This is a genomic window from Virgisporangium aliadipatigenens (assembly GCF_016863615.1).
Classification (GTDB): domain Bacteria; phylum Actinomycetota; class Actinomycetes; order Mycobacteriales; family Micromonosporaceae; genus Virgisporangium; species Virgisporangium aliadipatigenens.
On the sequence record NZ_BOPF01000028.1, the window covers coordinates 17,346 to 38,049 of the forward strand.

Sequence of the window (20,704 nt, forward strand, 5' to 3'; positions counted from 1 at the left end):
GCGCCCGGCCGCGCTAACCTACTCGTGAGTAGATACGCCGACCTATCGACAGGAGACCCGCTGTGAGCATCGACGGCAAGTGGAAGGTCGAGATCCAGACCCCGATGGGCAAGCAGAACGCCGACTTCGACCTCGCCTCCGACGGTGACAAGCTGACCGGCACGGCCACGCAGGGCGGCAACTCCACGCCGATCCAGGACGGGTCGGTCAACGGTGACGAGGCCACCTGGAAGCTCTCGCTGACCTCGCCGATCCCGGTGACGCTCACCTTCACGGTCAACGTGGCGGGCGACGCGCTGAGCGGCAGTGCCAAGGCGGCGGCGTTCCCGGCCTTCGCGCTCACCGGTCAGCGCGCCTGACCCACTGATCACCCGGGCGGCGGCTCCTTCGCGGGGCCGCCGTTTTCGTGTCTCGGCTGCCTGCCGCTCCCGGGCGGCCGGATCGCCGGGGACTGTGGCGTGGTCGGCGCCGCGTCGGCCGATCAGTGGGCGGGGCGGGACGCGTTGTGCCGGCGGGCTTCGGCGAGCTGGTCCTCGAGGGTGATGATGCGGCAGGCGGCGGCCATGTCGGTGCCTTGCTCGCACATCTGGTAGGCCCGGGCGGCAAGGCGCAGCTGGCTGCGTGAGTAGCGGCGATGGCCGCCGGCGGAGCGGTGCGGGTCGATCAGTTGCGCGTCGCCGAGCCGGCGAAGGAAGTCCTGCGAACAGCCGACGATGTCCGCGGCGCGGCCCATCGTGTAGGCGGGGTAGTCGTCGTCGTCGAGCATGTCGTCGGATTGGCCCATGCCACCTCCATGAACGAGGGCCCCGGCGCTTGCGCCGGGGCCCAGGGTCAACGGGTCAGAAACACCATTACCGACAGACTGTCGGCTTGCTCTGTCCGCACGTGGCCGGACGGCCTCTTGTGCGGTGATCGCGTAAGCGTGACCGGAGCACCACCTCTCTCGATGGGACTGCGGTGTCCGCACCCGGCCGTCAGTGCGGCCGGCAGCGGGCGATCCAACGGTGTACGGCCCTCCCTTTCCTCAATCTTCTTGCGCTGAATGCTGTGCGCACGAAGGTGTCCTTTGTCGAACCTTCACACGCAACGTTAGAAAGGCTAACCGACGAGCACCAGAAAATCTAGCGATCGGCGCGTAGATTTTCTCGTGGCCGTTGCCGGGCGCGGATGCCCCGCGCCAGCCGGTCGTTCAGGAGGCCCGGGCACTCCCGGGCGCTGTCACCGCTGCCCTACGGACGTTCGGCGACGGCGCTCAGCACCTCGGTGTAGCGGGCGCGGCGGTCCGGGCGGGCCCGCCCCTCGGCGTGGCGCAGCGCCGGCACGGCGACCGGGCCCAGGCGGACCAGGCCTTCAGCGGCGGTGCGCCGGACGATCGGGTGCCGGTGCTCGAGGAGGCGCACCAGGAACGGCACCGCCGCCTCGTACCCGCCGTGGCTGACGGACAGGATCGCGCGGCGCACCACGTCCGGCAGCGGGTCGTCGAGCAGGATCGCCGCGTGCCGCAGGTACGCCGCCCGCTCCAGCACCCGGCGGGACAGCCGCAGCGCGTGCAGGCGGACGCGCGGTTCCGGGTGGTGCAGCAGGTCGTCGACGAGCGCCACGAGCGCGGGGTCGTCTTCGTGCGCGTCGCGCAGGAGGGCGTTCAGGGCGCGGCGGTCGCCGTCCTTGGCCCGCGCCATCCACTCCGCGCGGTCGGGGGCGGCCGGGCGCGCCTGCCGGTCCGGCCGGCGCAGCGCGGCAAGGCGTTCGGCGTCGTCGGCCCCGGCTTGCGGATCGCGCAGCGGGCCGTCGACCAGGATCAGCGCCTCCGGGTCGTCGCCGGCCTCGGCGAGAGCGGCACGGAAGCGCACGAGCGCGGGAGTGCGCAGGAGCGGCCGGTGGGCGAACAGGTCCAGCAGGCCGCGGTCGCCGGCCGCGAGCCGGTCGGCCAGCAAATCGGCGAGGGCGTCGGCGGGCACCGTGCGCAGGGCGCCGCGCGCCTCGGTCCGGCCGCCCCGCCACTGCTCCAGCAGCCACGGCGCGAACGCCGTGCGCCGTTCCGGCGCCAGCCGTTGCACCAGGGCGGCGACGCGATCGACCCGCGGGTGCGCGTCGAGCACGGAGGTGTCCACTGTGGACGCCAACGCCGCGGTGGGACTCAGCGCGACCCGCCCGTCGAGGAACGCCTCCAGCACGGCGCGGCGGTACTCCGGTTCCGGCCAGGCGAGCAGGGTTTTCGCGGCGGTGTCGCGTTCGGCGGGGTCGGCCGCGTGCAGCGCGTCGCGCAGCCGTCGACCCTCCACCGTGGAACGCGTCCGCTCGGGCGGCGTCTTCTCGGGGTGGCCGCGCCGTTCCAAGAGTGTCCACTGTGGAGCGTCGAGCGGCTGCAGGTCGGTCATCCAGTCGAGGAGTGCCGGGCGGGCGTCGGCACGGGCGTGCGGGTAGGCCTCGATGAGCCCGTCGAGAACGGTGCGCGAGTCCGCCGGGTGCCTCCCCTCACGCCGGAACCCGGCCACGGTGCCGTCGACGCGCGCGGCGGCATCCAGAGCGGCCCGCCACGCCCGCACCTCGTGCACGGGCGGCGGCCGCAGCGGCACCGGTTCCCCGAACGCCTCGCGCAGCACCCGCAGCCGCGCCTTCCAGGGATCCGGCCCGTGGCCGGCGCCGTCGAGGGCCCGTTCGAGATCGCTGCGCACGATCACCGCCCCGCACGCGCGCAGGGCCGACAGCTGCCCGACGTGCCACACGTTCGGCTCCCGCAGCGCACCCACCACCTCGAACGCCGCCTCCGGCCCGAGCCTCGGCCCGACGGCGGCCACGATCGCGAGCAGCCCTTCCCGACTCCCGCGGTCGGCGGTGTCGCGCAGAGCCCCGATCAGCGCATGCACCCCCCGAAAGAAGTGCCCCAGCTCCGCTTCCGTCCACGGCGGCGGACACATCGCGACGACGAGCCGCAGCACGTCCCGGGCGGTCGACGCCTCGCAGGAGCCGGCCAGCCACAGCCAGTCCGCGAGGAACGCCCGCACCGGTCGCAGCCGCTCGGCGTCCGGCAGCGGCCCGGCACCGGCGATGCGGAGGGCCCGCTCCGTTTGCCAGCCCTCGCGGGCGAGCGCGTCGATGTCGACATCGACCGGATCGCGCGCCGGCTCGACCGGCACCTCGACCCCGAACGCCGCGAACATCCCGGCCAGGTCGCCGAGCGCGCCGCCGCGCAGCCCGATCCGCCGCTCGGCGACGAGCCGCAGCAGCGCTTCGGCCACGACGGGATCCCCGCCCGCCACGGGCCCCACACCGTCACGCGCACCCGCGCCACCGCGCACGCCGGAGTGCGCACCCGCGCCACTGCCCTCGCCGGAACGCGCACCGGCGCCACCGCCCACGCCGGGCCCGGCATCCTGGGGGCCGTCCTCCCGCGGCAAGGCCGCCGGGCGCACGCCACCCACCGACGGAGCGGCCGACGAAGCGCCGGCCGGTGAGGCATCGTCCCGCGCCGCGGCGGTGCGCGTGCCGTCCGGGGCCGCCGCGCCCCGCGAGTCGCCGGCCCGCGCTGCGGCGGAGCCTTCGCCGGCCTCCTGTGCCGGGCCGCTCGGCGAGGCGGCCTCCTGTGCCGGGCCGCTCGGCGAGGCGGCCGCCTGCGGCGTGGCGGAGCGGGGTGCGCGTTCGGCGAAGCGGCGCACCTGGGCCGTGTCGAGCGCCCGGTCGACCGCGAGGAGCAGCAGCTCACGCGTGCGCGGATCCGCTCCGGACGCCGCCGCCAGCAACGCCTCGGGCCAGTTCTCGCCGAGCACTGCCGCCAGCGCCTTGCGCAGCACGAGCCGGAACCCGCGGTTGTCGTGCCGCCCCAGCCAGCCCACCAGCGCCGGCGCCACGGCCGGGGTGCCCGCCTCGACCAGCGCCTCGGCGGCCGCCTTCTTCACCGCCATCGCGGGATGTTCGAGGCAGGCGGCGATCGCCTCGGCCGCCCAGCGTGCCCGGGCGGCGCCGAGAGCGGTCACGGCCTCGCGGACCGTGCCGTCATCGTCGGAACGGGTCAACGCGATCAGACTGGCCGACAGCACCGGCGCGCGCCGGGCCAGCAGCGCCACGACCCGGCGGCGGACCTCCGGCTCCGGGTCGCGCAGCAGGTGGTGCACCCGGGCGTGGGTGCGCGCGTACGGGGCGTGCCGCAGCAGGTCGAGGAGGATCGGCCGTTCGCCCGGTGCGGGCTCGGGGCGTTCGAGCAGGTCGAGTGCGAGGTGCGCGACGAGCGCGTGGCCCGCGCCGGTGGCGTCGGCCGCGTCCATCAGGGCCGCCGGCCGGATCCTGCCCCGCGCCCAGAGCCGACGCCCGAGCCCGGCGATCGCGTTGACCGCCTCGACCGGAACGGCCGGCGCGAAGTCCTGTGGCGCAACGGCCGCCAGGTCGACCACCACCCGGTGCAGCAGGTCGGCGATCACGGGCAGGGTGGCCGCGTCACCGACCTCCGCCAACGCGCACAGCGCCGCCACGGCGGCATCCGCATCGGACCGCGCGCCCGGAGCCGCGCCGGTGCCGGGCCGTCCGCCGAGAGCCGCACGCGTCGGCTGGGCGCGGCTCGTGTACTCGTCATGCTGGCCGCTCAGCTCGAGCCACGCTGTGTGGCCGGCGCCGGCGCCGCCAGGCCGGATGCGGCCGGCGGGCACCCGCACCGGCGGGACGTCCTGGGCCAGGGCCGTGGCGAGCACCGCCACCTCGTGCGGGTCGGGCGCGCCCAGGTCCCTGCGCACCGCCGCGGGCAGGTCGCGCGGGTCGAGGAGCGCCAGTGCGGCGGCCCGGTCGGGCGGGCCGAGCAGCCACCACACCTCCACGGCGCGCTTGCGGATCGGACGCAGCCACCCGGGAATCGCCCCGTCCGGCGCGAGTCCCGCCAGCCCCCGGCCGTCCCGATCCGAGCCGCCCGCGCCGGGGCCGGACGAGGTGGTAGCGCCCGCGCCGGCCGGGGCGCCCGTGCCGGGGCTGGGCGGGGTGGTCGTGCCTGCGCCGGTCGGGGCGCCCGTGCCGGGGTCGGGTGAGGTGGTGGCGCTCGTGCCGGTCGGGACGCGCGTGCCGGCGCCGGACGAGGTGGTCGCGCGCCCGCCGGTCGGGGCGCCCGTGCCGGGGTCGGACGGGACGGTGGTGGCGTGGCCGGACAGCGCGGCCGGGTCGGCGCCGAGCAGGGTGCCGAGCGCCTCGACGGTGCGGGTCCCGCCGAGGGCCGCCAACGCTTCGAGCGCCGCTGACGGGCTGCGGGGCAACGCGGCCAGTACCGCCTCCTCGGCGGGGGCGTAGCGCAGTTCGGCCAGTGCGCGTAGGAAGGGCTCCGGGTCGGGTGCGTCCGGCAGGACAGCCGTGATCGCCGCGCCGATCGGCAGGTCGCCGACGCCCTGGGCGGCGAGGGCCAGCAGGAGTTCGAGGCGGCGCGGCCAGTCCGGGGAGGTGGGCGGCGCGTCGGTGAGGTGGCGCAGCGCGGCGGCCCGGCCGACGTACAGCACGGCGGCGACGTCGAGCGCCGCGACGGTGTGGTCGGCGAGCGCCAGCGCCAGAATGTCCGGCACCCGCGCGTCGTCGGGAAAGGTGCCCCGCCGGTGCAGCCCCACGAACGCCTCGACGGCCGCCGGCGCGTACCGCAGCGGGTCCCGGGCCGCCACGCTCAGGATCTCCTCGACCGTGCCGCCGAGGGGCTCGTGCGGACGGGCCACAACCCGTTCCATCAAGGAAAGAAAGATGTCCGGACGGCGCGTGTCGCGCGGATCGAGACCGGCGACGGCCTGGTGCAACAGCTCGCTCGGCGGCTCGGTGCGCAGCAGCGCCGGATCGTGCCGGATGGCCGCGCGCAGCCAGGCGACCCGTACGCCGGGCGGGAGGTCGGCGGCGCGCCAGTCCGGCCACGGCTGCTCGTGCGCGTACCGCCGGTACAGCTCGGCGAGCAGGAGCGCCGACTCGGGTCGCAGGCCCGCGAGGTCGGTGGGCAGGCGGACCGCGCCCGGCGGCAGCCCGGGCAGCTCGGCGGCGAGCCGCAGCAGCGCCCGGTGCGTATCCATCGGCCGATCGTAGGCGCGTCCGAACACCCGCCCCAGCGATATAACGCGGTCAATCGCCCCAGTCGTACACGTCGGGGACGGCCCGTCCGGGCAGGTCGTCGAGGCCGCCGGCCGCGTGCGGGAACCGGTCGGCGAGCGGCCCCAGCTCCGGCCGCGGCGTGTGCGTGCCGAACGTGCGCCGGTGATACGTCAGCGGCGGACGCGACGGCTCCTCGGCGGCGCCCACCACCGTGCCGAACAGCACCTCGTGATCGCCGCCCGGCAGCACCGACGTGAGTTCGCAGGCCAGCCATCCGGCCGTGGCGGGGAAGCGCGGCAACCCGTCGTCGGTGAACCAGTGCGTGCCCGCGAACTTGTCGTCGCCCTTGCGCGCGAACCGCAGCGCGAGATCGCCCTGCCCGGCGGCGAGGATGTTCACCCCGAAGCGGCGGCTGCGCTTGGCCGCCTCCAGCAGGTGCGAGGAGAGGTCGAGGGCGAGCAGCACCATCGGCGGCCGCAGCGACAGCGACGCGAACGAGCTGACCGTCGCGCCGTGCGGCCCGGCGGCCGTGACGATGGTGACCGGGGTGGCCACGGAACCCATGACCGCGCGGAACACCTGGGGGTCGACGCTCATAGCCGGGCGATCACCTCGCGGCCGAACAGCTCCAGGCTGCGGCGGGCGTGTGCGAACGGCAGGTTCAGCTCGTTGAACGCCAGGTCGAGAATGCCCACGCCGGTGGCCGTCACGAAGTCCCGCACCTGTGCGGTGACGGTGGCGGACGAGCCGACGAACATCGGCCCCGCCGGCAGAACGTCCACAGTGGACGGTGCGGTGCCGCCGAAGGCGCGGGTCAGTTCGCGGGAGACGCGCGGATCGCTGACGGCCCGCATCGCGGTCAGATCCCCGTACCCGTACCGCCGCACCAGCCCGTCCGCCTCGTCGTCCGAGGGGGCGACCAGCGCGAACTGCCGGCACAGCACGTCGTCGGCGGTAGGTTCCCACCCGGCGGCCCGGGCCTCCTCCCGGTACGCCGCCACCAGCGCGGCGGCCCGGGCCGCGGAGACGAACGACAGCCCCAACCGGCACCGCTGCCGGGCCGCGTACCGGGCGGTCGCGGGCGTGTTGCCGGCGACCAGGATCGGCGGATGCGGCTGCTGCACGGGACGCGGCCACACGGCGACGGTCCGGTACTCGTGGTGCCGGCCGATCCACGCGAACGGCTCCGGCTCCGTCCACGCCGCCCGCACCAGGTCCAGCGCCTCCTCGTAGGCCTCGCGGGAGCGGTAGGGGTCGGTACCGTAGGCGAGGAACTCGTTCGGCGCGCCGCGGAACAGCCCCACCAGCAGCCGCCCGCCGGTGAGGACGTCGAGGACGGCGAGTTCCTCGGCGGTGCGCAGCGGGTTGGTCAGCGGCAGGTCGACGCCGAGCACCGCCACCCCGGCCGAACGCAGCCGCTGGCTCAGCGCCGCCGCCATCAGCAGCGGGTTGGGGGTCATCTGGCGCGGGTGGTAGTGGTGTTCGGCCACGCTCACGTAGTCGAACCCGAGTTCGTCGGCGAGGTCGCACAGCTCCCACGCGCGCGCCAGCCCGTCACCCGCCAGGCCGGGGGCGGAGTAGCGCGGCGGCACCGGCCAGCGCGCCGGGTCCGCTTCGGTGCCGTAGACGGGAAAGGGGTTGAAGGCGGAGAACTTCACGCGTCGCCGCCGATGGCGAACAGCACGTCCCGGGCGAGGAAGTCGCCGACCACTCGCGCGTACTGTGCGGGCCGGTCGCGGCGGACGTCCGCCCCGGCGCCGTGGACCAGCGCGTACGTGCAGCGCGGCAGCAGCCGCCGGTAGGCCCGCCCGCGATGCGCCTGCGGGTCGGCGTGCCCGAACAGCACCAGCACCGGCACCTCGCACCCCGGCAGCCGGGCGATCAGGTCCTCGTCGAGCGGCTCCTCGTGCAGGGCGGTGGGCGCCTCAAGCACCAGTGAGACCACCGATTCCGGCCGGTCGACGGCCCACCACAGGGCGACGGCGTCCCGGCCGAGGATCCGGTGCGGGCCGGGGCCGGCGGTGTCGGCGAGCGCGGCGGCGGTCTCCCGGGCGGGGCGGTCGGCCGGCGGCGACAACCCGACCACGCGAATCCCGGAGAGCGGAAGCCCGTCCGCCGGCCCGAGCGCGATCACCTCGTCGCGGCCGGGCCGGAGCCCGCGAACGTCGTCGGCCGGCTGCGCATCCATAGGCTGAAAACCCTACGCGGCCACCCCGCACGCGCCCCACCGACACCACCTACTACATTCCGTAGTATGCGCGGGCTCGGTGACCTGGAGCGCGCGGTCATGGAGGCCGTGTGGGCCGCCCCCGGTCCGGTCCGGGTGCGGGACGTGGTGGACCGCCTCGACGACCGCGGCCCGGCGTACACGACGGTGCTGACGGTGCTCGACCGGCTGGCCGGCAAGGGTCTCGTCAGCCGTGAGCGGGACGGCAAGGCCTGGTCGTACCGGGCCGTTCACGACCGCGAGGAGTACATCGCGCGGCTGATGCTCGACGCGTTGGCCCTGGCGGGCAGCCGGGACGCGGCGCTCGTGCACTTCGCCGACTCGGTCAGCCCGGACGAGGCCGCGACCCTGCGCGCCGCGCTGCGCGAGAAGTCATGACCCAGGTCGGCGTTCTCGCGATCGGCGCCCTCGTCTGGCCGGCCCTGGTCCGCGCGTGCTGGCCGGCCCGCGCGCCCCGTACGGCGATCGCGGTGTGGCACCTGGTCACCGCGGGCGTGGCCGCCGCCGTGGTCGGCCTCTTCCCGCCCGCACTCTGCGCCGTTCTCGTTCTTCTTCTCTGGGGATACGGCCACCGTGCCCGCGGCCGGCGACGGCACCTGCGCCTGTTGCGGCTGGTGGCGCGCCGTTCGGCGGACGGTTCGCTGGTCGTGGACCATCCGGGGCGGCTGGTGTACTGCCTGCCGGGGCGGGCCGGAGGAGTGGTGATCAGCGCCGGTGCGCTGGCCGCGCTGTCGGCGGCGGAGCTGTCGGCCGTTCTCGCCCACGAACGGGCGCACCTGCGCGAACGGCACGACCTGGCGCTGTTGCCGTTCGCCGCGTTGGGCCGGCTGGCGCCGGGGGCGCACGCGGCGGTCGCGACCCTGGTGGAGATGTGCGCGGACGATCAGGCCGTGCGCCGGCACGGGCGGCGTGCGGTGCGGGCGGCGCTGCGCCGGATCGCCGGCGGGATCCCCCCGCAGATGGGCCTGGCGGCGGCCTCGACCGGGATTCCGGCCCGGCTGCGGCGACTGGACCTGCCGCCGCGCGTACTACCGGTGTGGGTCAGGGCTCTGCTGTTGATGTCGGCCGTGCTGTACGCGTTCGCCCCCGTGGCGAGCACCTACTACGGCCTGTAGTAGGTTCGCGGGGGGAGGTGGTCGTGGACGCCGTCGAGGTGACCGGGGTCGTGGTGCGCTACGGCGACACCACCGCCGTCGACGGGGTCTCGCTGAGCGTGCCCCGCGGGCAGGTGCTCGGCCTGCTCGGGGCCAACGGCGCGGGCAAGACCAGCCTGCTGCAGGTGCTCGGCGGGTTCCGCCGGCCCGACGCCGGGACGGCCCGGGTGCTGGGCCTCGACCCGTTCGGCGACCATGACGAGCTGATGCCGCGCATCGGCGTGATGCTGCAGTCCGGCGGCGTCTACCCGTGGGTGCGCGCGGGGGAGATCCTGCGGCTGTTCGCGTCGTTCGCGGCGCATCCGCTGGAGCTGGACCCGCTGATCGACCGCTTGGGACTGCGCCCCAAGCTCGGCACCGCCTACAAGCGGCTCTCCGGCGGGGAGCAGCAGCGGCTCGCGCTCGCGCTGGCCGTCGTCGGCCGGCCGGAGCTGGTGTTCCTGGACGAGCCCACCGCCGGCATGGATCCGGCGGCCCGCCACGCCACCTGGGAGCTGATCTCCGAGCTGCGGGCCGACGGGGTGGCCGTCGTGCTCACCACGCACCTGCTCGACGAGGCCGAACGGCTCTCCGACTCGGTCGTGATCGTCAACAAGGGCCGGGTGGTCGCCACGGGCACACCCGCCGAGCTGACCGCCGTCGCCGGCATCGAACGCCTCACCATCCGCGCCGAGCCGGACCTCCCGCTGGCGCGGCTGCGCGAGAAGCTCCCGGACGGCGTGGAGCTGACGGAGTGCGCGCCCGGCGAGTACTCGGTCCGTGGGCGGCTCGCGACGGACACCGTGGCGGTCGTGCTCTCCTGGTACGCCGCCGAGGGCGCGCACGTCACGGGCGTCAACTCCGAACGCCGCACCCTGGAAGACGTCTACCTCGCGCTGACGAAAGCTGCCGCATGACTGCCGGTGCGGAGCGCCGGCTGGCGTGCGGCACGGGTTTGGCCGCTGTTGAAGGTGGTGGAGCATGAGTTTCGTTCCGGCTCCCGGCCGCGCGCCGATGCGCGTGGTGTTGCGTCACCAGACCCTGCTCGAGTTGCGCCTGACGATGCGCCGCGGCGAGGCGCTCGTACTGGCGTTGGGCGTTCCGCTGCTGGTGCTGCTGGGCGCGGGGCTGACCGACGTGACGCGGCTGCCGACGGAGGACCGGCTCGGCTGGGTGGCTCCCGGCGTGCTTGCGCTGACGGTGCTCTCGACGGCGTTCACCGGCCAGGCGATCACCACCGGCTACGAACGCTCCTACGGCGTCCTCAAGCGACTCGGCGCCTCCCCGCTGACGCGCGGCGGCCTGTTGGCCGCGAAGACGGGAGCGATCGCCTGCCTCGTCCTGATCCAGTGCACGCTTCTCGCCGCTGCCGCGGCCCTGGCGGGCTGGCGCCCCACGATCGTGCACCTGCCCTCGGCGATCGCCGTGACCCTGCTCGCGACGGCCGCGTACAGCGGCTTCGCCCTGCTGCTGGCGAGCCTGCTCAAGCCGGAGACGACGACCGGCCTGGCGACCCTCGTGTACGTCGTGATGCTGGCGGCCGGCGGCGTGATGTTCGAGGGCTTCGGCCCGGTCGAGTACGTGCTGCCGCTGGCCGCGCACGCGGAGGCGCTGCGGGACACGTTGACGGCGGGCCGCCCGGTGGCCGGCTGGACCTGGCTCACCCTCGCGGCGTGGGGCCTGATCGGCCCGCTCCTGGCGGCCCGCCATTTCCGTTGGGAGTAGTTGCTACGCGGGCAGCGTGAGGCAGGCGGCCCGGGCGCCCGCTGTACCCGACTGCCCGGGCGCGAACTTCGTCTGCTCCGCGTGGATCACCAGCGACCGCGCACCCTCCCCGGCGGGGAACTGCCACGTCTCGGTCATGGTGACGTTCGCCGCGCCCGAACCGTCGGTGGTGAAATCCAGCCACACCTCGTTGATCGGGTTGGCGTAGGACGGGTCGACCGACGGCGGTGAGGCCGAGGCCGCCGGGTCCGGCCGGTGCTGGTAGTGCGGCCCGGCCGCGTCGCCGGTGGGGCCGCAGGGCCTGGTGTGCAGGTGTGCCCCGTAGGCCCGGTTCGCCACGAGCCCGGTGACGGCGAGCGCGACCTCGCTGCCCGAACCGAGGACGGAGAGCACGACCTCGGCCGTTGCGCCGACCGGTACGAGGGCCGGGTCGTAGGTGACGGCCTGGTTGTCGGCCCCGGGCGCGGCGAACGTGCCGTACGACTTGGCGGTCGGCGACGCACTGGGCAGTCCCCGGTCGAGGCCCGGTGTCGAGGCGGGGCCGGCGCAGGCGCCGAGTCCGAGGCCGGCGGCGAGCAGGAGCAGGGTGAACGGTCGACGCATGCCCGCACTATGCCCGCAAAACGTGCGCCAATACGTCCGACTTCGTCATGATTCATCCCATGGTCCAAGGGTTTCCCGCCCTTGTGTGGCGGGTGCCCCGCTCAGAAGGATCGACCAATGGCGATACCCACACGCTTGCTCGCCGGTGCGCTGACGATCGTCACGGCACTGGCCGCCGCAGCACCGGCCGTTCAGGCCGCGCCGCCGGTCGACCCGCACACGCGGGACTTCGGCAACGGCCCCGAGCGCAACGACGTGGCGGCGTTGGACTCCGCGCCCGTCACCATTTCCGGGTCGGAAGCGGCCGACACGGCGCAGACCACCACGTTCCCCCGGGAGACCGGCTACCCGCGCAAGCGTGTGCTGCCGCTGCCGCCGGAGGACCCCACCGACCGTTCGATCAAATTGGGCCTCGTCCCGTATCACGGCATCGCCCCCCGCCTGAACGACCTCCAGGCCCGCAGCGACCGCGTCTCCGCCGAGATCATCGGCAGGTCGGCCGGCGGCCGCGATCTCTACCTGGTGACCGTGACGGCGCCGGAGAAGGCGTCGGACACCGCGCAGCAGTCCCGCTGGCGGCAGCTCATCGAGGACGCTCCGGCGGTGGCGGCCCGGGACCGCGGACTGCTCGCCGGCTACAAGGCCCCGATCTGGATCAACGGGAACATCCACGGCGACGAGTGGGAGGGCACCGACGGCGCCCTGCGCCTCATCGAGAAGCTGGCGACCGCGACCGACGCGGCGACCGGGGACCTGCTCCGGCGCACCCGCGTCTACTTCACCGTCACCAACAACCCGGACGGCCGGGTCGCCGGCACCCGCGCCAACGCGGCCGGGTTCGACATCAACCGCGACTACGCCACCACGGCACAGCCGGAGGCGCGGGCCAACCGTGCGGTGCTGCTCCACACGCAGCCGCTGGTCATGCTCGACGAACACGGCTACGCCGGCCCGACGCTGATCGAGCCGGCCACCGCCCCGCACGGCCAGAACTACGACTACGACCTCTACATCAAGCACGCCTACCCCAACGCGATCGGCATGGAGAAGGCGGTGCAGGCGCTCGGGTACCCGGAGACGGCGCGGGCGGACATCCCGTTCCGGGACTACGCGCCCGGGGACTGGGACGACTGGCCGCCGATCTTCACGCCGATGTACGCGATCTACCACGGCGCGGTGGGGCACACGGTCGAGCTGCCCCTGCGGGTCAACCGCAACGATTACAACACGCTGCCGGTGCAGGAGCTGCGCCGGCGTTCGGCGCTCAACGTGGACGTCGCCGAGGCGACCATCCGCGGCGCGATCGGCTACACGGACGCGAATCGCGAACAGCTGATCAAGGACCAGATCGAGCTGTTCCGCCGGGGCTGGGCCGGCGAGGCGCAGCGCGAGATCCCGGACGGGTTCGTGCCGGGTTTCGGTCCGGAGGACCGGTACCGCACCGAGTTCCCACGGGCCTGGGTGATCCCCGCCGGCAGCGGCCAGCGATCCGCCCCCTCGGCCGCCGCGCTCGTCGATCACCTCATATCGAACGACGTGCGGGTGACCCGCGCTCTTCTTCCGTTCACGCTGCACGGGAAGCGCTATCCGGCCGGCTCCTACGTGGTCGACATGCACCAACCGAAGCGGGGCCTGGCGAACGCGCTGCTGGAAGCGGGGCGGGACATCTCCGGACTGGTGCCGCAGATGTACGACATCTCGGGCTGGAGCCACGGGCTGCTGTGGGGCGCCACGGTCGACCGGATCGACGGGCGGTTCCTGCCGGTGCTCGGCATCCCGGTGAGCGTGGCGGCGCCGACCGGTGGCGTGGACGCGCCGCGCGGGGCCGACCTCCAGCTCACGCTCGCCGCCGAGGCCGACGTCAAGGCCCTGAACGCCCTCCTCGACGCCGGTGTGCCGCTGCGCGCCCGGGACAACGGGACGATCGTGGTGCCGGCGTCGGCCCGGCGCACGGCGGAGACCGTGGCCGACCGCTACGGCGTCCGCTTCACCCGCGCACAGGGCCCACCGGGGAACGCCCTGAAGCGGCCGGTGATCGCCGCGGCGGCAGCGGCGGACGAGCTGTTCGCCCTGCGGCGGATGGGCTTCGAGGTGCGACCCGTCTCCACCGCGCTGCTGAACGGCGGCTTCGACCTCACCGGCGTCGACGTGCTGTACGTGTCGGCCGGACTGTCGTACGCCGCGCTCAATCCGACCGCGAGGGGCGCGCTCGACGCGTTCCTCGGCCGGGGAGCGGTGATCACCCGGGGCGCCACCGGCGCCGCGTTCAACGCCGCGGCGGGGCTCCTGCCCGTGACGGCCACGGCCGGTCGAGGTGACGCCAACGGCGTCGTCGCCGTCCAGAACGGCACCGGCGCGGTCGGCACCGGTTCGTTGCCGCACGCGTTCGTCTACACGCCGTTGTGGTTCACGGTCACCGGCGCCGGCGTCACGGTGGAGAGCCGCTATGCCGCCGGCAATCCGCTCGTGGCCGGCCACTGGCTCCCGAACGACGACGGCACCGGCGGCCCCACCCGGGCCGGCGGGCAGCCCGCGATCGTCTCCGGGGTGGCCGCACGCGGGACGGCGACGGTCCTGTTCGGCACCGAACCGCTGTTCCGGGCGCACCCGCTGGGGTCGTTCGGCCAGGTGGCCAGGGCGGTGGTCTGGTCGGCCACGCACTAGCCGCCGCGGCCCCGCACTACTGGGCCGCGAGCAGCGGGTCCATCGTCACGAACCGGTAGCCCTGGCTCTTGAGCGCACGGATCACGTGCGGCAGGGCGTCGGCGTCCAATGTGGAGTGATCGGACTTGTTCTCCCCGGCGTGCATCAACACGATCGCGCCGGGGCGAGCGGCCCGCGTGACGTCGTTGACGATGCCCTGCACGGTGATCCCCTTGCTCGCGCCCATCCAGCCGCGGGAGTCGACCGTCCAGCCGACGCAGACGTAGCCCAGGGCGTTCACCTTGGCGACGAGGTCACCGTTGTGGTTGCCGTAGGGGAAGCGGAACAGCGGGCGCGGGTCGGCGCCGGCCGCGCGGATGGCCGCCTCGCCCCGCTCGATCTCGTCCCGCACGTTCCAGTCGCCGATCTGCGTGAAGTACGGGTGGTCGTAGGAGTGGTGCGCCATCCGGTGTCCCTCGCGCACGATCCGCTGCACCGCGTCGTGGTGCCCCTCGACGAACTGCCCCGTGAAGAAGAAGGTCGCCGGCACGTGCTCCCGCTTGAGCGTGTCGAGGACCGAACGCAGGCCGCGCCCGTTGCCGTCGTCGAAGGTGAGCGCGATCTCCGGCTGCGAGGTCGGGAAGCTGACCCAGTTGTGCCCGGCGAGCCGTGCCGGCAGGCCACCCGGCCCCCAGGTGGGACTCGGAACGGGCACGCTCGGCGACGGGCTGGTCACCGACGCGGGAGCCGCGGCGGCCGCGGCCCGCGCGGCGGTGTTCTCCTCCAGGTGCGTCTGCGACTTCACGGCGAGCATGAGCAGCGTGGTGACCAGGGCGAATACGGCCACGGCCGCCACGATCGTGGGGCCCGCCGGACGGCGGACGGACCCGGCCGGGGCGGTCGACTCGACCGGCTCCGGCGGCACGGAGTTGGGCATCCGTCGATTTGAGCAGGTCGGCGCCGCTCAAAAATCGGCCGAAAGTGTGAAACCTTCACAAGGGGACAGGGCGTCAGACATTTAATCGAGCGGTGCGCCGCAGCGTAGTGCGCTTCCGGCGGGTTACGGCGGGTTGTGGGTATTCACAGAAAGTTGCATGAACGCTCAATCAATGCTCGGATGGCCTGGTGGTGACAGGTGTGGAGGTCTCGGACGAGGCTCTCCTGGCCGGCATGGCCGCCGGTGATCAGGAGGCCGCTGGGGTGTTCGTGCGCCGGTTCAAGGCGCGCGTCTACGGGCTCGCCATCGCCATCGTCGGCTTATCCACCGAGGCCGAGGAGATCGCCCAGGACACGTTCCTGCGCGCGTGGCGCTACGCCGGCGCCTACGACCCGCGCCGCGGCAGCGTCGCCACCTGGCTGCTCACCATCACCCGCAACGCCTCCGTCGACGTGCTGCGGATCCGCCGCGAGGTCCCCGTCGACCCCGGTTCCCTGCTGGCCGCGCTCAGCCTCTCCTACGACGGCGGCACGGAGCAGCTGGCCGATGCCTTACGGCTGCGTTCGGCGCTCGCCGAGATCCCCCGCGAACAGGCGACCTCCGTCGTTCTATCGGTATTCTTCGGCTTGACGGCCGCCGAGATAGCGAGCCGGGACGGGATTCCCCTGGGTACCGCCAAGACCCGGATCCGGTCCGGCCTGCTGCGATTGCGGGACAAGCTGGGAGTCACAGATGGTTGAACGGTTCGGTTGCGACGACGCGGCCGACCTGCTGCTCGACGTCGCGACCGGCGCTGCCACCGGCGCCGACCGCGATCAGGTGCTCCAGCATGCCGATTCCTGTGTGATCTGCCGCACCGAGCTGGCCGACCTCGCCGCCGTCGCCGACGGGCTCCTGCCGCTCGTGCCGCACCGCGAGCCGCCGGCCGATTTCACCGAGTACGTCCTCGACCGCATCGCGTCGTCCGAACGGCCCATGTCGTTGGTCGACGAGCGGCGCCGCCGCCGGGCGCCCCGCGTGCTCGCCTACGCCGCCGCGCTGCTGCTCGTCGCCGCGCTCGGCGGAGGGCTGGTCTGGTGGCGCACCGGGACGGACCGCTCCGTCGCGGCCGACTACCGCGGGGCGCTGACCGCGGGCAACGGCAAGTACATCCGAGCCGGTCAGGTGCTCTCCGAGGACGGCGTGCAGGTCGGGCGGGTCTTCGCCTACCAGGGCGACCCGTCCTGGCTGCTGCTGACGGTGACGTCCGCACCGAGGGACGGGACGTACTCGGTGCACATGTACACCAAGGCCGGCTCCCAGAAGGACGTCGGGCAGTGCGTGGTCGTGGACGGCGCCTGCACGCTGGGTGTCACGATCGGCGACGTGAACGCCGGCGAGATCCGCGTGGTCCGGTTGGAATGCCCGGTCGGCACCCGCCTCACGGCCAGCTTCGCCGAACCCCCCGCCCGCTAGGACGATGCCTCACGCGAAGTAGGTGCGGCAGAGGCCCTGGCGGCGCGCGTCCCACACCATGTACGACCCGAGCACGAGCTGAACCACGCTGCGCCACACGTCCTCCCACCGGTCCCGCACCCGCAGCCACCCCAGCGCGGCCCGCCGGCGCCGGCCGTTCGGCGTGGTGCCGCGCGGCATGAGGAGCACCGGCCCACGGCTCGGCAGCGAACGGGTGTGCCCGGCGGAGGTGGCCAGTTCCCAGGACAGGAGCATGTGCCGCAGCACCGCGCGCAACGCCGTCGGGGCGACGCCGCGTGCCGGGCAGGGCCGGTTGGCCGTTATCCCGAACGGGATGTGGTTGGCGTCCTTTGTGGACAGCGTGTCCCAGCGGTCCGGCAGGAAGCGCTCGGGCGAGGCGAAGCCGGTGCGGTGGTACTCGGGGTAGCTGAAGCAGAGCACCGACCCGGCCGGGATCGTGGTGCGGTCGTTCACCCGGATGTCGGCGCTGGTGATGCGGTGCGCGATGCCGAAGAGCGGGTACAGCCGCACGGTCTCCTCCAGCACGTGCGCCATGAGCGGACCGTCGGGGTCGGCGGCGAGGCGTTCCTGCACATCGGGGTGGGCCGCCAGGGCCATGCCCAGATGCGCGGTGGCGTCGGACATCTGCACGACCGTGGTCGTGAAGAAGACCCCCTGCAGGTACAGCGCGAACTCGAGGTCGTCGAAGCCGGCCGGCCGCGGGTGCGGCACGTCGGCCAGGTGTGCGACGATGTAGCGGGTCAGCGCGTCGCGGCGGTCCATGTGGCGCAGGCGGGTGCACTTCAGCGCGTCGACCACGTCGGTGGCGTGCGCCACGATGAGGTCGCGGGCCGCGGGCGTGCACGGGCGGCCGAAGACCAGTTCGTGGGCGTACTCGGCCCAGACCGGCATCGCGAGGTCGCGGACGCGCACCAGGCCGGGTGCGAGGGTGACGCCGGCCAGGATCTTCTCCATCAGCGCGGCGGTGTCCGCGTGGCGCATCGCCAGGATCCGGCGCGTCGTGCGGGCGACCTCCTCGTAGCGCGGCCCGGGTTCGAGGTGTTCCTGGTGCAGGTGGGCGCCGGGGGAGAGCCAGTACCAGAACAGGTCCGACAGCGCGGCGCCCCGGCTGCGGCCGTCCGCGGCCGGATGGGCGTACACGTCGCGGTACTCGTCGACGCTGACGAGCGGGCCGGGCACCGGGATGCCGTCCGGGCCGTTGATCCGGGCGAAGATCCACATACGCAGCGCGGTGACCCGGGCGGGCAGCCAGTACGGAAGGCTGATCAGCAGCAGCGCCAGCGGCGGTACGACTATCCACATAGGACACTCCTGGTCAGGTCCGACGGGCGGGCGACGCCGCACAGCGCGAGGGCGCGCGAGATCTCGGCTCGCAGCAGGTCGAGCATCCGCGTGACGCCGGCCTCACCGGCGGTGGCCAGGCCCCACAGCACCGGCCGGCCGACCCCGACCGCGGTGGCGCCGAGCGCGAGCGCCTTGACGACGTCGGTGCCGCGCCGCACGCCGCCGTCCATGAGCACCGGGATCCGGCCGCCGACCGCGTCCACAATGGACGGAAGCAGGTCGATCGCGGCCGGCATGCCGTCGAGCTGGCGCCCGCCGTGGTTGGACACGACGATCCCGGCGGCGCCGTGCCGCACGGCCAGGCGGGCGTCGTCGGGATGCGCGATTCCCTTCAGCCACAGGGGAAGCGGGGTCGTCTCGCGCAGCCGCCGCACGCAGTCCCATCCCGAGCGCGGGTCGAAGGCGATCGTTCGGACCGCCCCGGTGTCGGGGTCGCGCAGGTTTTCGCAGTGCAGGCCCTCCGGCAGGTCGAGGAAGCCGTTGCGCACGTCGCGCCGCCGGTGGCCGAAGACGGGCGAGTCGACGGAGAGCACGAACGCGCCGCAGCCGGCCGCCTCGACGCGCTTGACGAGCCGTTCCATGAAGGCTTTGTCGGGTTGGGGGTACAGCTGGAACCACGGCGCCGGCGCGTCCGGGTCGACGCCGCGATGCGCGTCGAGCACCTCCTCGACCGCGACCGTCGCGGCCATGCTCACCACCATCACGACGCCCGCCGCGCTCGCCGCCCGCGCGGTCGCCCGTTCCCCGTCCTCGTGTGCCAGCCGGTGGAACGCCGTGGGCGCCAGCACGACCGGCATGGCGCCCACGGGTGGGGTGGGCAGGTCCGGCCGGCCGGCGCCGCACAGCACGCGCGGCACCAGCCGGAGCCGGTCGAACGCGGAAACGTTGTCCCGCAGCGTGTTCTCGTCGTCGGCGCCGCCGGCGAAGAAGTCGTACACCGGAGGCGGCAGCAGCTCACGCGCCGCCGCCTCCATGTCTTCGAGGCAAGCGACTGTGGCGAGGCAGGTGATGCTCACCGGGCCCCGGCCGGCTGTGGTGCGAGCGCCTCCGCGAAGAACGCCCGCAGCGGCTCGACGTGGTTCGGGGCCCGCCACTCGTTCTCCAGGTTCTCGGTGACGTGGTGCTCGGCGACGACGACGCCCTCCCGGTACTGGCGCACCACCGGGTGCAGGTAGCGGCTGTCGAGCGCGCCGCCGTCCGCGCTCTGCGCCATGCGGTCGATCGAGATGTCGAACGGGTCGACCGCGTCGTGATCCGCCCCGTACTCCAGCGTGACCGTGAAGTACGTGGCGGCCGGCGGAAGGCCACCGTCGCGCAGATAGTCGATCGGCACCTCCTCCAGGTATGCGGCCGTGCCGTCGTCGTGCACGGCCACCACGTCACCCAGGAACCCGAACAGCTGCCACAGCGCGGACGAGCGGTTGACCCGGTCGAGCACGGCGTCGGTCAGCGCATCCGCGTCCGTCGACAGTGGACGGTGCGGCCACGGGTTGTCGTGGTAACGGCTCTCCAGGATCCGGTGCAACGCCCGGACGCTGTACCGGAAACCGTGGATGAAGCCGTTCGTCGACTTCTTGAAGTCGCGCACCTGCGAGATGGTGCCGGCGAAGTAGAGCCCGGGCACGTTGGTGGACTCCCACGCCGAGGTCTGCGCCGGGAAGCGGTCGTTGATGGCCAGCGCCGGCCGGTTCCCCGGGGCGAAGATGCCGCTGTCGAAACGGAAGCCGGTGCAGGAGAGCACCCGGTCGTAGCGCAGTTCCTTGACGACCTCGTTGACCCGCACGAACGAGAACGTCACCACGTACTGGTCGCCGTCCTTCTCGATGCCCAGCACGTCGCCGTCGAGCAGGGCGTTCTGCGACTTGAGCTGGTAGGTGTCGAGGAAGTTGTTGTTGACGGCCCGCAGGTGTCCCACGTAGTGCGTGCGCCACGCGAACTTCACCGCGTGCGGTCCGGCCAGGTGGATGACGGCGGCGTGCGCCACGAGGCTGTCGGCGGTCTCGAACGCCGAGTTCCCCTTGCCGATGATGAGCACCCGCTGGTCGGTGTAGTCCGCCGGGTCGACCGGCATCGTGCCGTACGTCTCGGCGTGTTCGATGCCGGGGATGGGGGCGATGTTCTCCTTCGACACGCCGGTGGCCACCACGACCCGGGGTGCGCGGTACACATTGCCCGACGCGTCGGTGACCCGGAATCCGCCGCCGTCCACTGTGGACACCTCGGTGACCGTGGTGTCGTAGCGGATGTTCAGCCCGCGCGCGTCGGCGAACTCCTCCAGATAGCGCACCATGTCGTCGGCGTCCGGGAAGTACTTCGCGTTGCGCGCGGTGAACAGCAGCGACGGGTCGTCGGACAGCAGCGAGTTCCAGTCCATCCGCAGGCGCAGCTCGGGATCGTCGGTGCCGCAGTGGCGCTTGTTGATGCTGATCAGCGTGCGGTGCCGGGGATGGCTCCGGAAGAACGTGCCGGCCCGCGGCCCGGCCTCCAGGATCACGTACTCCCGGCCGGCTTCCTCGAGCAGGCTGCCGAGCTGCAGCCCGGCCGGGCCGGCACCGATGATGATGTAGTCCACGATTCTCC

General features: G+C 73.7%; 17 protein-coding genes and 1 pseudogene. 8 read left to right on the forward strand and 10 right to left on the reverse strand.

Translation table 11 applies throughout. The annotated features are described in order from the left end of the window. Positions 1–62 precede the first annotated feature (62 nt). Positions 63–359, forward strand: a complete 297-nt coding sequence (locus Val02_RS31600; protein WP_203902917.1) for a hypothetical protein — start codon at positions 63–65, stop codon at positions 357–359. Positions 360–481: 122 nt separating this feature from the next. Here the strand turns inward: Val02_RS31600 and Val02_RS31605 are convergent, their stop codons facing one another. From Val02_RS31605 to Val02_RS31625, 5 genes are all read right to left on the reverse strand, one after another. Next, on the reverse strand, positions 482–784 hold the full coding sequence (locus Val02_RS31605) for a helix-turn-helix domain-containing protein (protein WP_203902918.1): 303 nt from the start codon (positions 782–784) through the stop codon (positions 482–484). A gap of 445 nt (positions 785–1,229) precedes the next feature. Next, positions 1,230–6,017, reverse strand: coding sequence for a HEAT repeat domain-containing protein (locus tag Val02_RS48340; RefSeq protein WP_203902919.1), 4,788 nt, complete (start codon positions 6,015–6,017; stop codon positions 1,230–1,232). A 49-nt stretch (positions 6,018–6,066) separates the two neighbouring features. After that, on the reverse strand, positions 6,067–6,633 hold the full coding sequence (locus tag Val02_RS31615) for a flavin reductase family protein (protein ID WP_203902920.1): 567 nt from the start codon (positions 6,631–6,633) through the stop codon (positions 6,067–6,069). After that, positions 6,630–7,694, reverse strand: coding sequence for an LLM class flavin-dependent oxidoreductase (locus Val02_RS31620; RefSeq protein ID WP_203902921.1), 1,065 nt, complete (start codon positions 7,692–7,694; stop codon positions 6,630–6,632). Before Val02_RS31620 ends, Val02_RS31615 begins: the two co-directional genes overlap by 4 nt. Continuing rightward, the gene (locus Val02_RS31625) at positions 7,691–8,224 is read right to left on the reverse strand and encodes an alpha/beta fold hydrolase (RefSeq protein WP_203902922.1); all 534 of its coding nucleotides are present in this window, start codon (positions 8,222–8,224) and stop codon (positions 7,691–7,693) included. Before Val02_RS31625 ends, Val02_RS31620 begins: the two co-directional genes overlap by 4 nt. A 66-nt stretch (positions 8,225–8,290) precedes the next feature. On the opposite strand from Val02_RS31625, the pseudogene Val02_RS31630 reads away from it, so the two are divergent. From Val02_RS31630 to Val02_RS31645, 4 genes and pseudogenes are all read left to right on the forward strand, one after another. Further along, positions 8,291–8,638: pseudogene (locus Val02_RS31630) on the forward strand (BlaI/MecI/CopY family transcriptional regulator); the annotation flags it as partial. After that, the gene (locus Val02_RS31635) at positions 8,638–9,378 is read left to right on the forward strand and encodes a M48 family metalloprotease (protein WP_203902924.1); all 741 of its coding nucleotides are present in this window, start codon (positions 8,638–8,640) and stop codon (positions 9,376–9,378) included. The pseudogene Val02_RS31630 and the gene Val02_RS31635, both read left to right, overlap by 1 nt. 23 nt (positions 9,379–9,401) lie before the next feature. After that, a complete protein-coding gene (locus Val02_RS31640) occupies positions 9,402–10,313 on the forward strand; it encodes an ABC transporter ATP-binding protein (RefSeq protein WP_239153478.1) in 912 nt (303 codons plus the stop codon). A 64-nt stretch (positions 10,314–10,377) separates the two neighbouring features. Next, positions 10,378–11,121 carry an ABC transporter permease gene (locus tag Val02_RS31645; protein WP_239153479.1) on the forward strand — a complete coding sequence of 248 codons (744 nt, stop codon included), beginning with the start codon at positions 10,378–10,380 and terminating at the stop codon, positions 11,119–11,121. A gap of 3 nt (positions 11,122–11,124) precedes the next feature. On the opposite strand, the gene Val02_RS31650 is transcribed toward Val02_RS31645, so the two are convergent. After that, entirely contained in the window at positions 11,125–11,724 is a 600-nt protein-coding gene (locus Val02_RS31650; protein WP_203902926.1) for a superoxide dismutase family protein, read from the reverse strand. A gap of 117 nt (positions 11,725–11,841) precedes the next feature. Here Val02_RS31650 and Val02_RS31655 point away from each other — a divergent pair, with 117 nt between their 5' ends. Next, entirely contained in the window at positions 11,842–14,388 is a 2,547-nt protein-coding gene (locus Val02_RS31655) for a M14 family zinc carboxypeptidase (protein WP_203902927.1), read from the forward strand. Between the two features lie 16 nt (positions 14,389–14,404). Here Val02_RS31655 and Val02_RS31660 read toward each other — a convergent pair whose 3' ends face one another. Beyond that, a complete protein-coding gene (locus Val02_RS31660) occupies positions 14,405–15,304 on the reverse strand; it encodes a polysaccharide deacetylase family protein (RefSeq protein WP_203902928.1) in 900 nt (299 codons plus the stop codon). 188 nt (positions 15,305–15,492) lie between these two features. On the opposite strand from Val02_RS31660, the gene Val02_RS31665 reads away from it, so the two are divergent. Together Val02_RS31665 and Val02_RS31670 are read left to right on the forward strand one after the other, a co-directional pair. Next, positions 15,493–16,044: a sigma-70 family RNA polymerase sigma factor gene (locus Val02_RS31665; protein ID WP_203902929.1), complete on the forward strand. Its 552-nt coding sequence runs from the start codon at positions 15,493–15,495 to the stop codon at positions 16,042–16,044. After that, positions 16,037–16,759, forward strand: coding sequence for an anti-sigma factor family protein (locus Val02_RS31670; protein WP_203902930.1), 723 nt, complete (start codon positions 16,037–16,039; stop codon positions 16,757–16,759). Before Val02_RS31665 ends, Val02_RS31670 begins: the two co-directional genes overlap by 8 nt. A 9-nt stretch (positions 16,760–16,768) precedes the next feature. Here Val02_RS31670 and Val02_RS31675 read toward each other — a convergent pair whose 3' ends face one another. Genes Val02_RS31675 through Val02_RS31685 form a run of 3 tightly spaced genes read right to left on the reverse strand, consistent with a single transcriptional unit; the run spans position 16,769 to position 20,696 of the window. Continuing rightward, on the reverse strand, positions 16,769–18,082 hold the full coding sequence (locus tag Val02_RS31675; RefSeq protein WP_203902931.1) for a cytochrome P450: 1,314 nt from the start codon (positions 18,080–18,082) through the stop codon (positions 16,769–16,771). After that, positions 18,073–19,098, reverse strand: coding sequence for an alpha-hydroxy acid oxidase (locus Val02_RS31680; RefSeq protein ID WP_203902932.1), 1,026 nt, complete (start codon positions 19,096–19,098; stop codon positions 18,073–18,075). The genes Val02_RS31675 and Val02_RS31680 overlap by 10 nt, the downstream gene beginning before the upstream one ends. 38 nt (positions 19,099–19,136) lie before the next feature. Next, positions 19,137–20,696: an NAD(P)-binding domain-containing protein gene (locus Val02_RS31685; RefSeq protein WP_239153480.1), complete on the reverse strand. Its 1,560-nt coding sequence runs from the start codon at positions 20,694–20,696 to the stop codon at positions 19,137–19,139. Positions 20,697–20,704 lie beyond the last annotated feature (8 nt).

What these genes read in the sequence shown, in the direction of transcription:
- Val02_RS31605 (WP_203902918.1), bottom strand. Translation starts at nt 784, where the DNA reads ATGGGCCAATCCGACGACATGCTCGACGACGACGACTACCCCGCCTAC.
- Val02_RS48340 (WP_203902919.1), bottom strand. Translation starts at nt 6,017, where the DNA reads ATGGATACGCACCGGGCGCTGCTGCGGCTCGCCGCCGAGCTGCCCGGG.
- Val02_RS31615 (WP_203902920.1), bottom strand. Translation starts at nt 6,633, where the DNA reads ATGAGCGTCGACCCCCAGGTGTTCCGCGCGGTCATGGGTTCCGTGGCC.
- Val02_RS31625 (WP_203902922.1), bottom strand. Translation starts at nt 8,224, where the DNA reads ATGGATGCGCAGCCGGCCGACGACGTTCGCGGGCTCCGGCCCGGCCGC.
- Val02_RS31635 (WP_203902924.1), top strand. Translation starts at nt 8,638, where the DNA reads ATGACCCAGGTCGGCGTTCTCGCGATCGGCGCCCTCGTCTGGCCGGCC.
- Val02_RS31645 (WP_239153479.1), top strand. Translation starts at nt 10,378, where the DNA reads ATGAGTTTCGTTCCGGCTCCCGGCCGCGCGCCGATGCGCGTGGTGTTG.
- Val02_RS31650 (WP_203902926.1), bottom strand. Translation starts at nt 11,724, where the DNA reads ATGCGTCGACCGTTCACCCTGCTCCTGCTCGCCGCCGGCCTCGGACTC.
- Val02_RS31655 (WP_203902927.1), top strand. Translation starts at nt 11,842, where the DNA reads ATGGCGATACCCACACGCTTGCTCGCCGGTGCGCTGACGATCGTCACG.
- Val02_RS31660 (WP_203902928.1), bottom strand. Translation starts at nt 15,304, where the DNA reads ATGCCCAACTCCGTGCCGCCGGAGCCGGTCGAGTCGACCGCCCCGGCC.
- Val02_RS31670 (WP_203902930.1), top strand. Translation starts at nt 16,037, where the DNA reads ATGGTTGAACGGTTCGGTTGCGACGACGCGGCCGACCTGCTGCTCGAC.
- Val02_RS31675 (WP_203902931.1), bottom strand. Translation starts at nt 18,082, where the DNA reads ATGTGGATAGTCGTACCGCCGCTGGCGCTGCTGCTGATCAGCCTTCCG.
- Val02_RS31680 (WP_203902932.1), bottom strand. Translation starts at nt 19,098, where the DNA reads ATGGAGGCGGCGGCGCGTGAGCTGCTGCCGCCTCCGGTGTACGACTTC.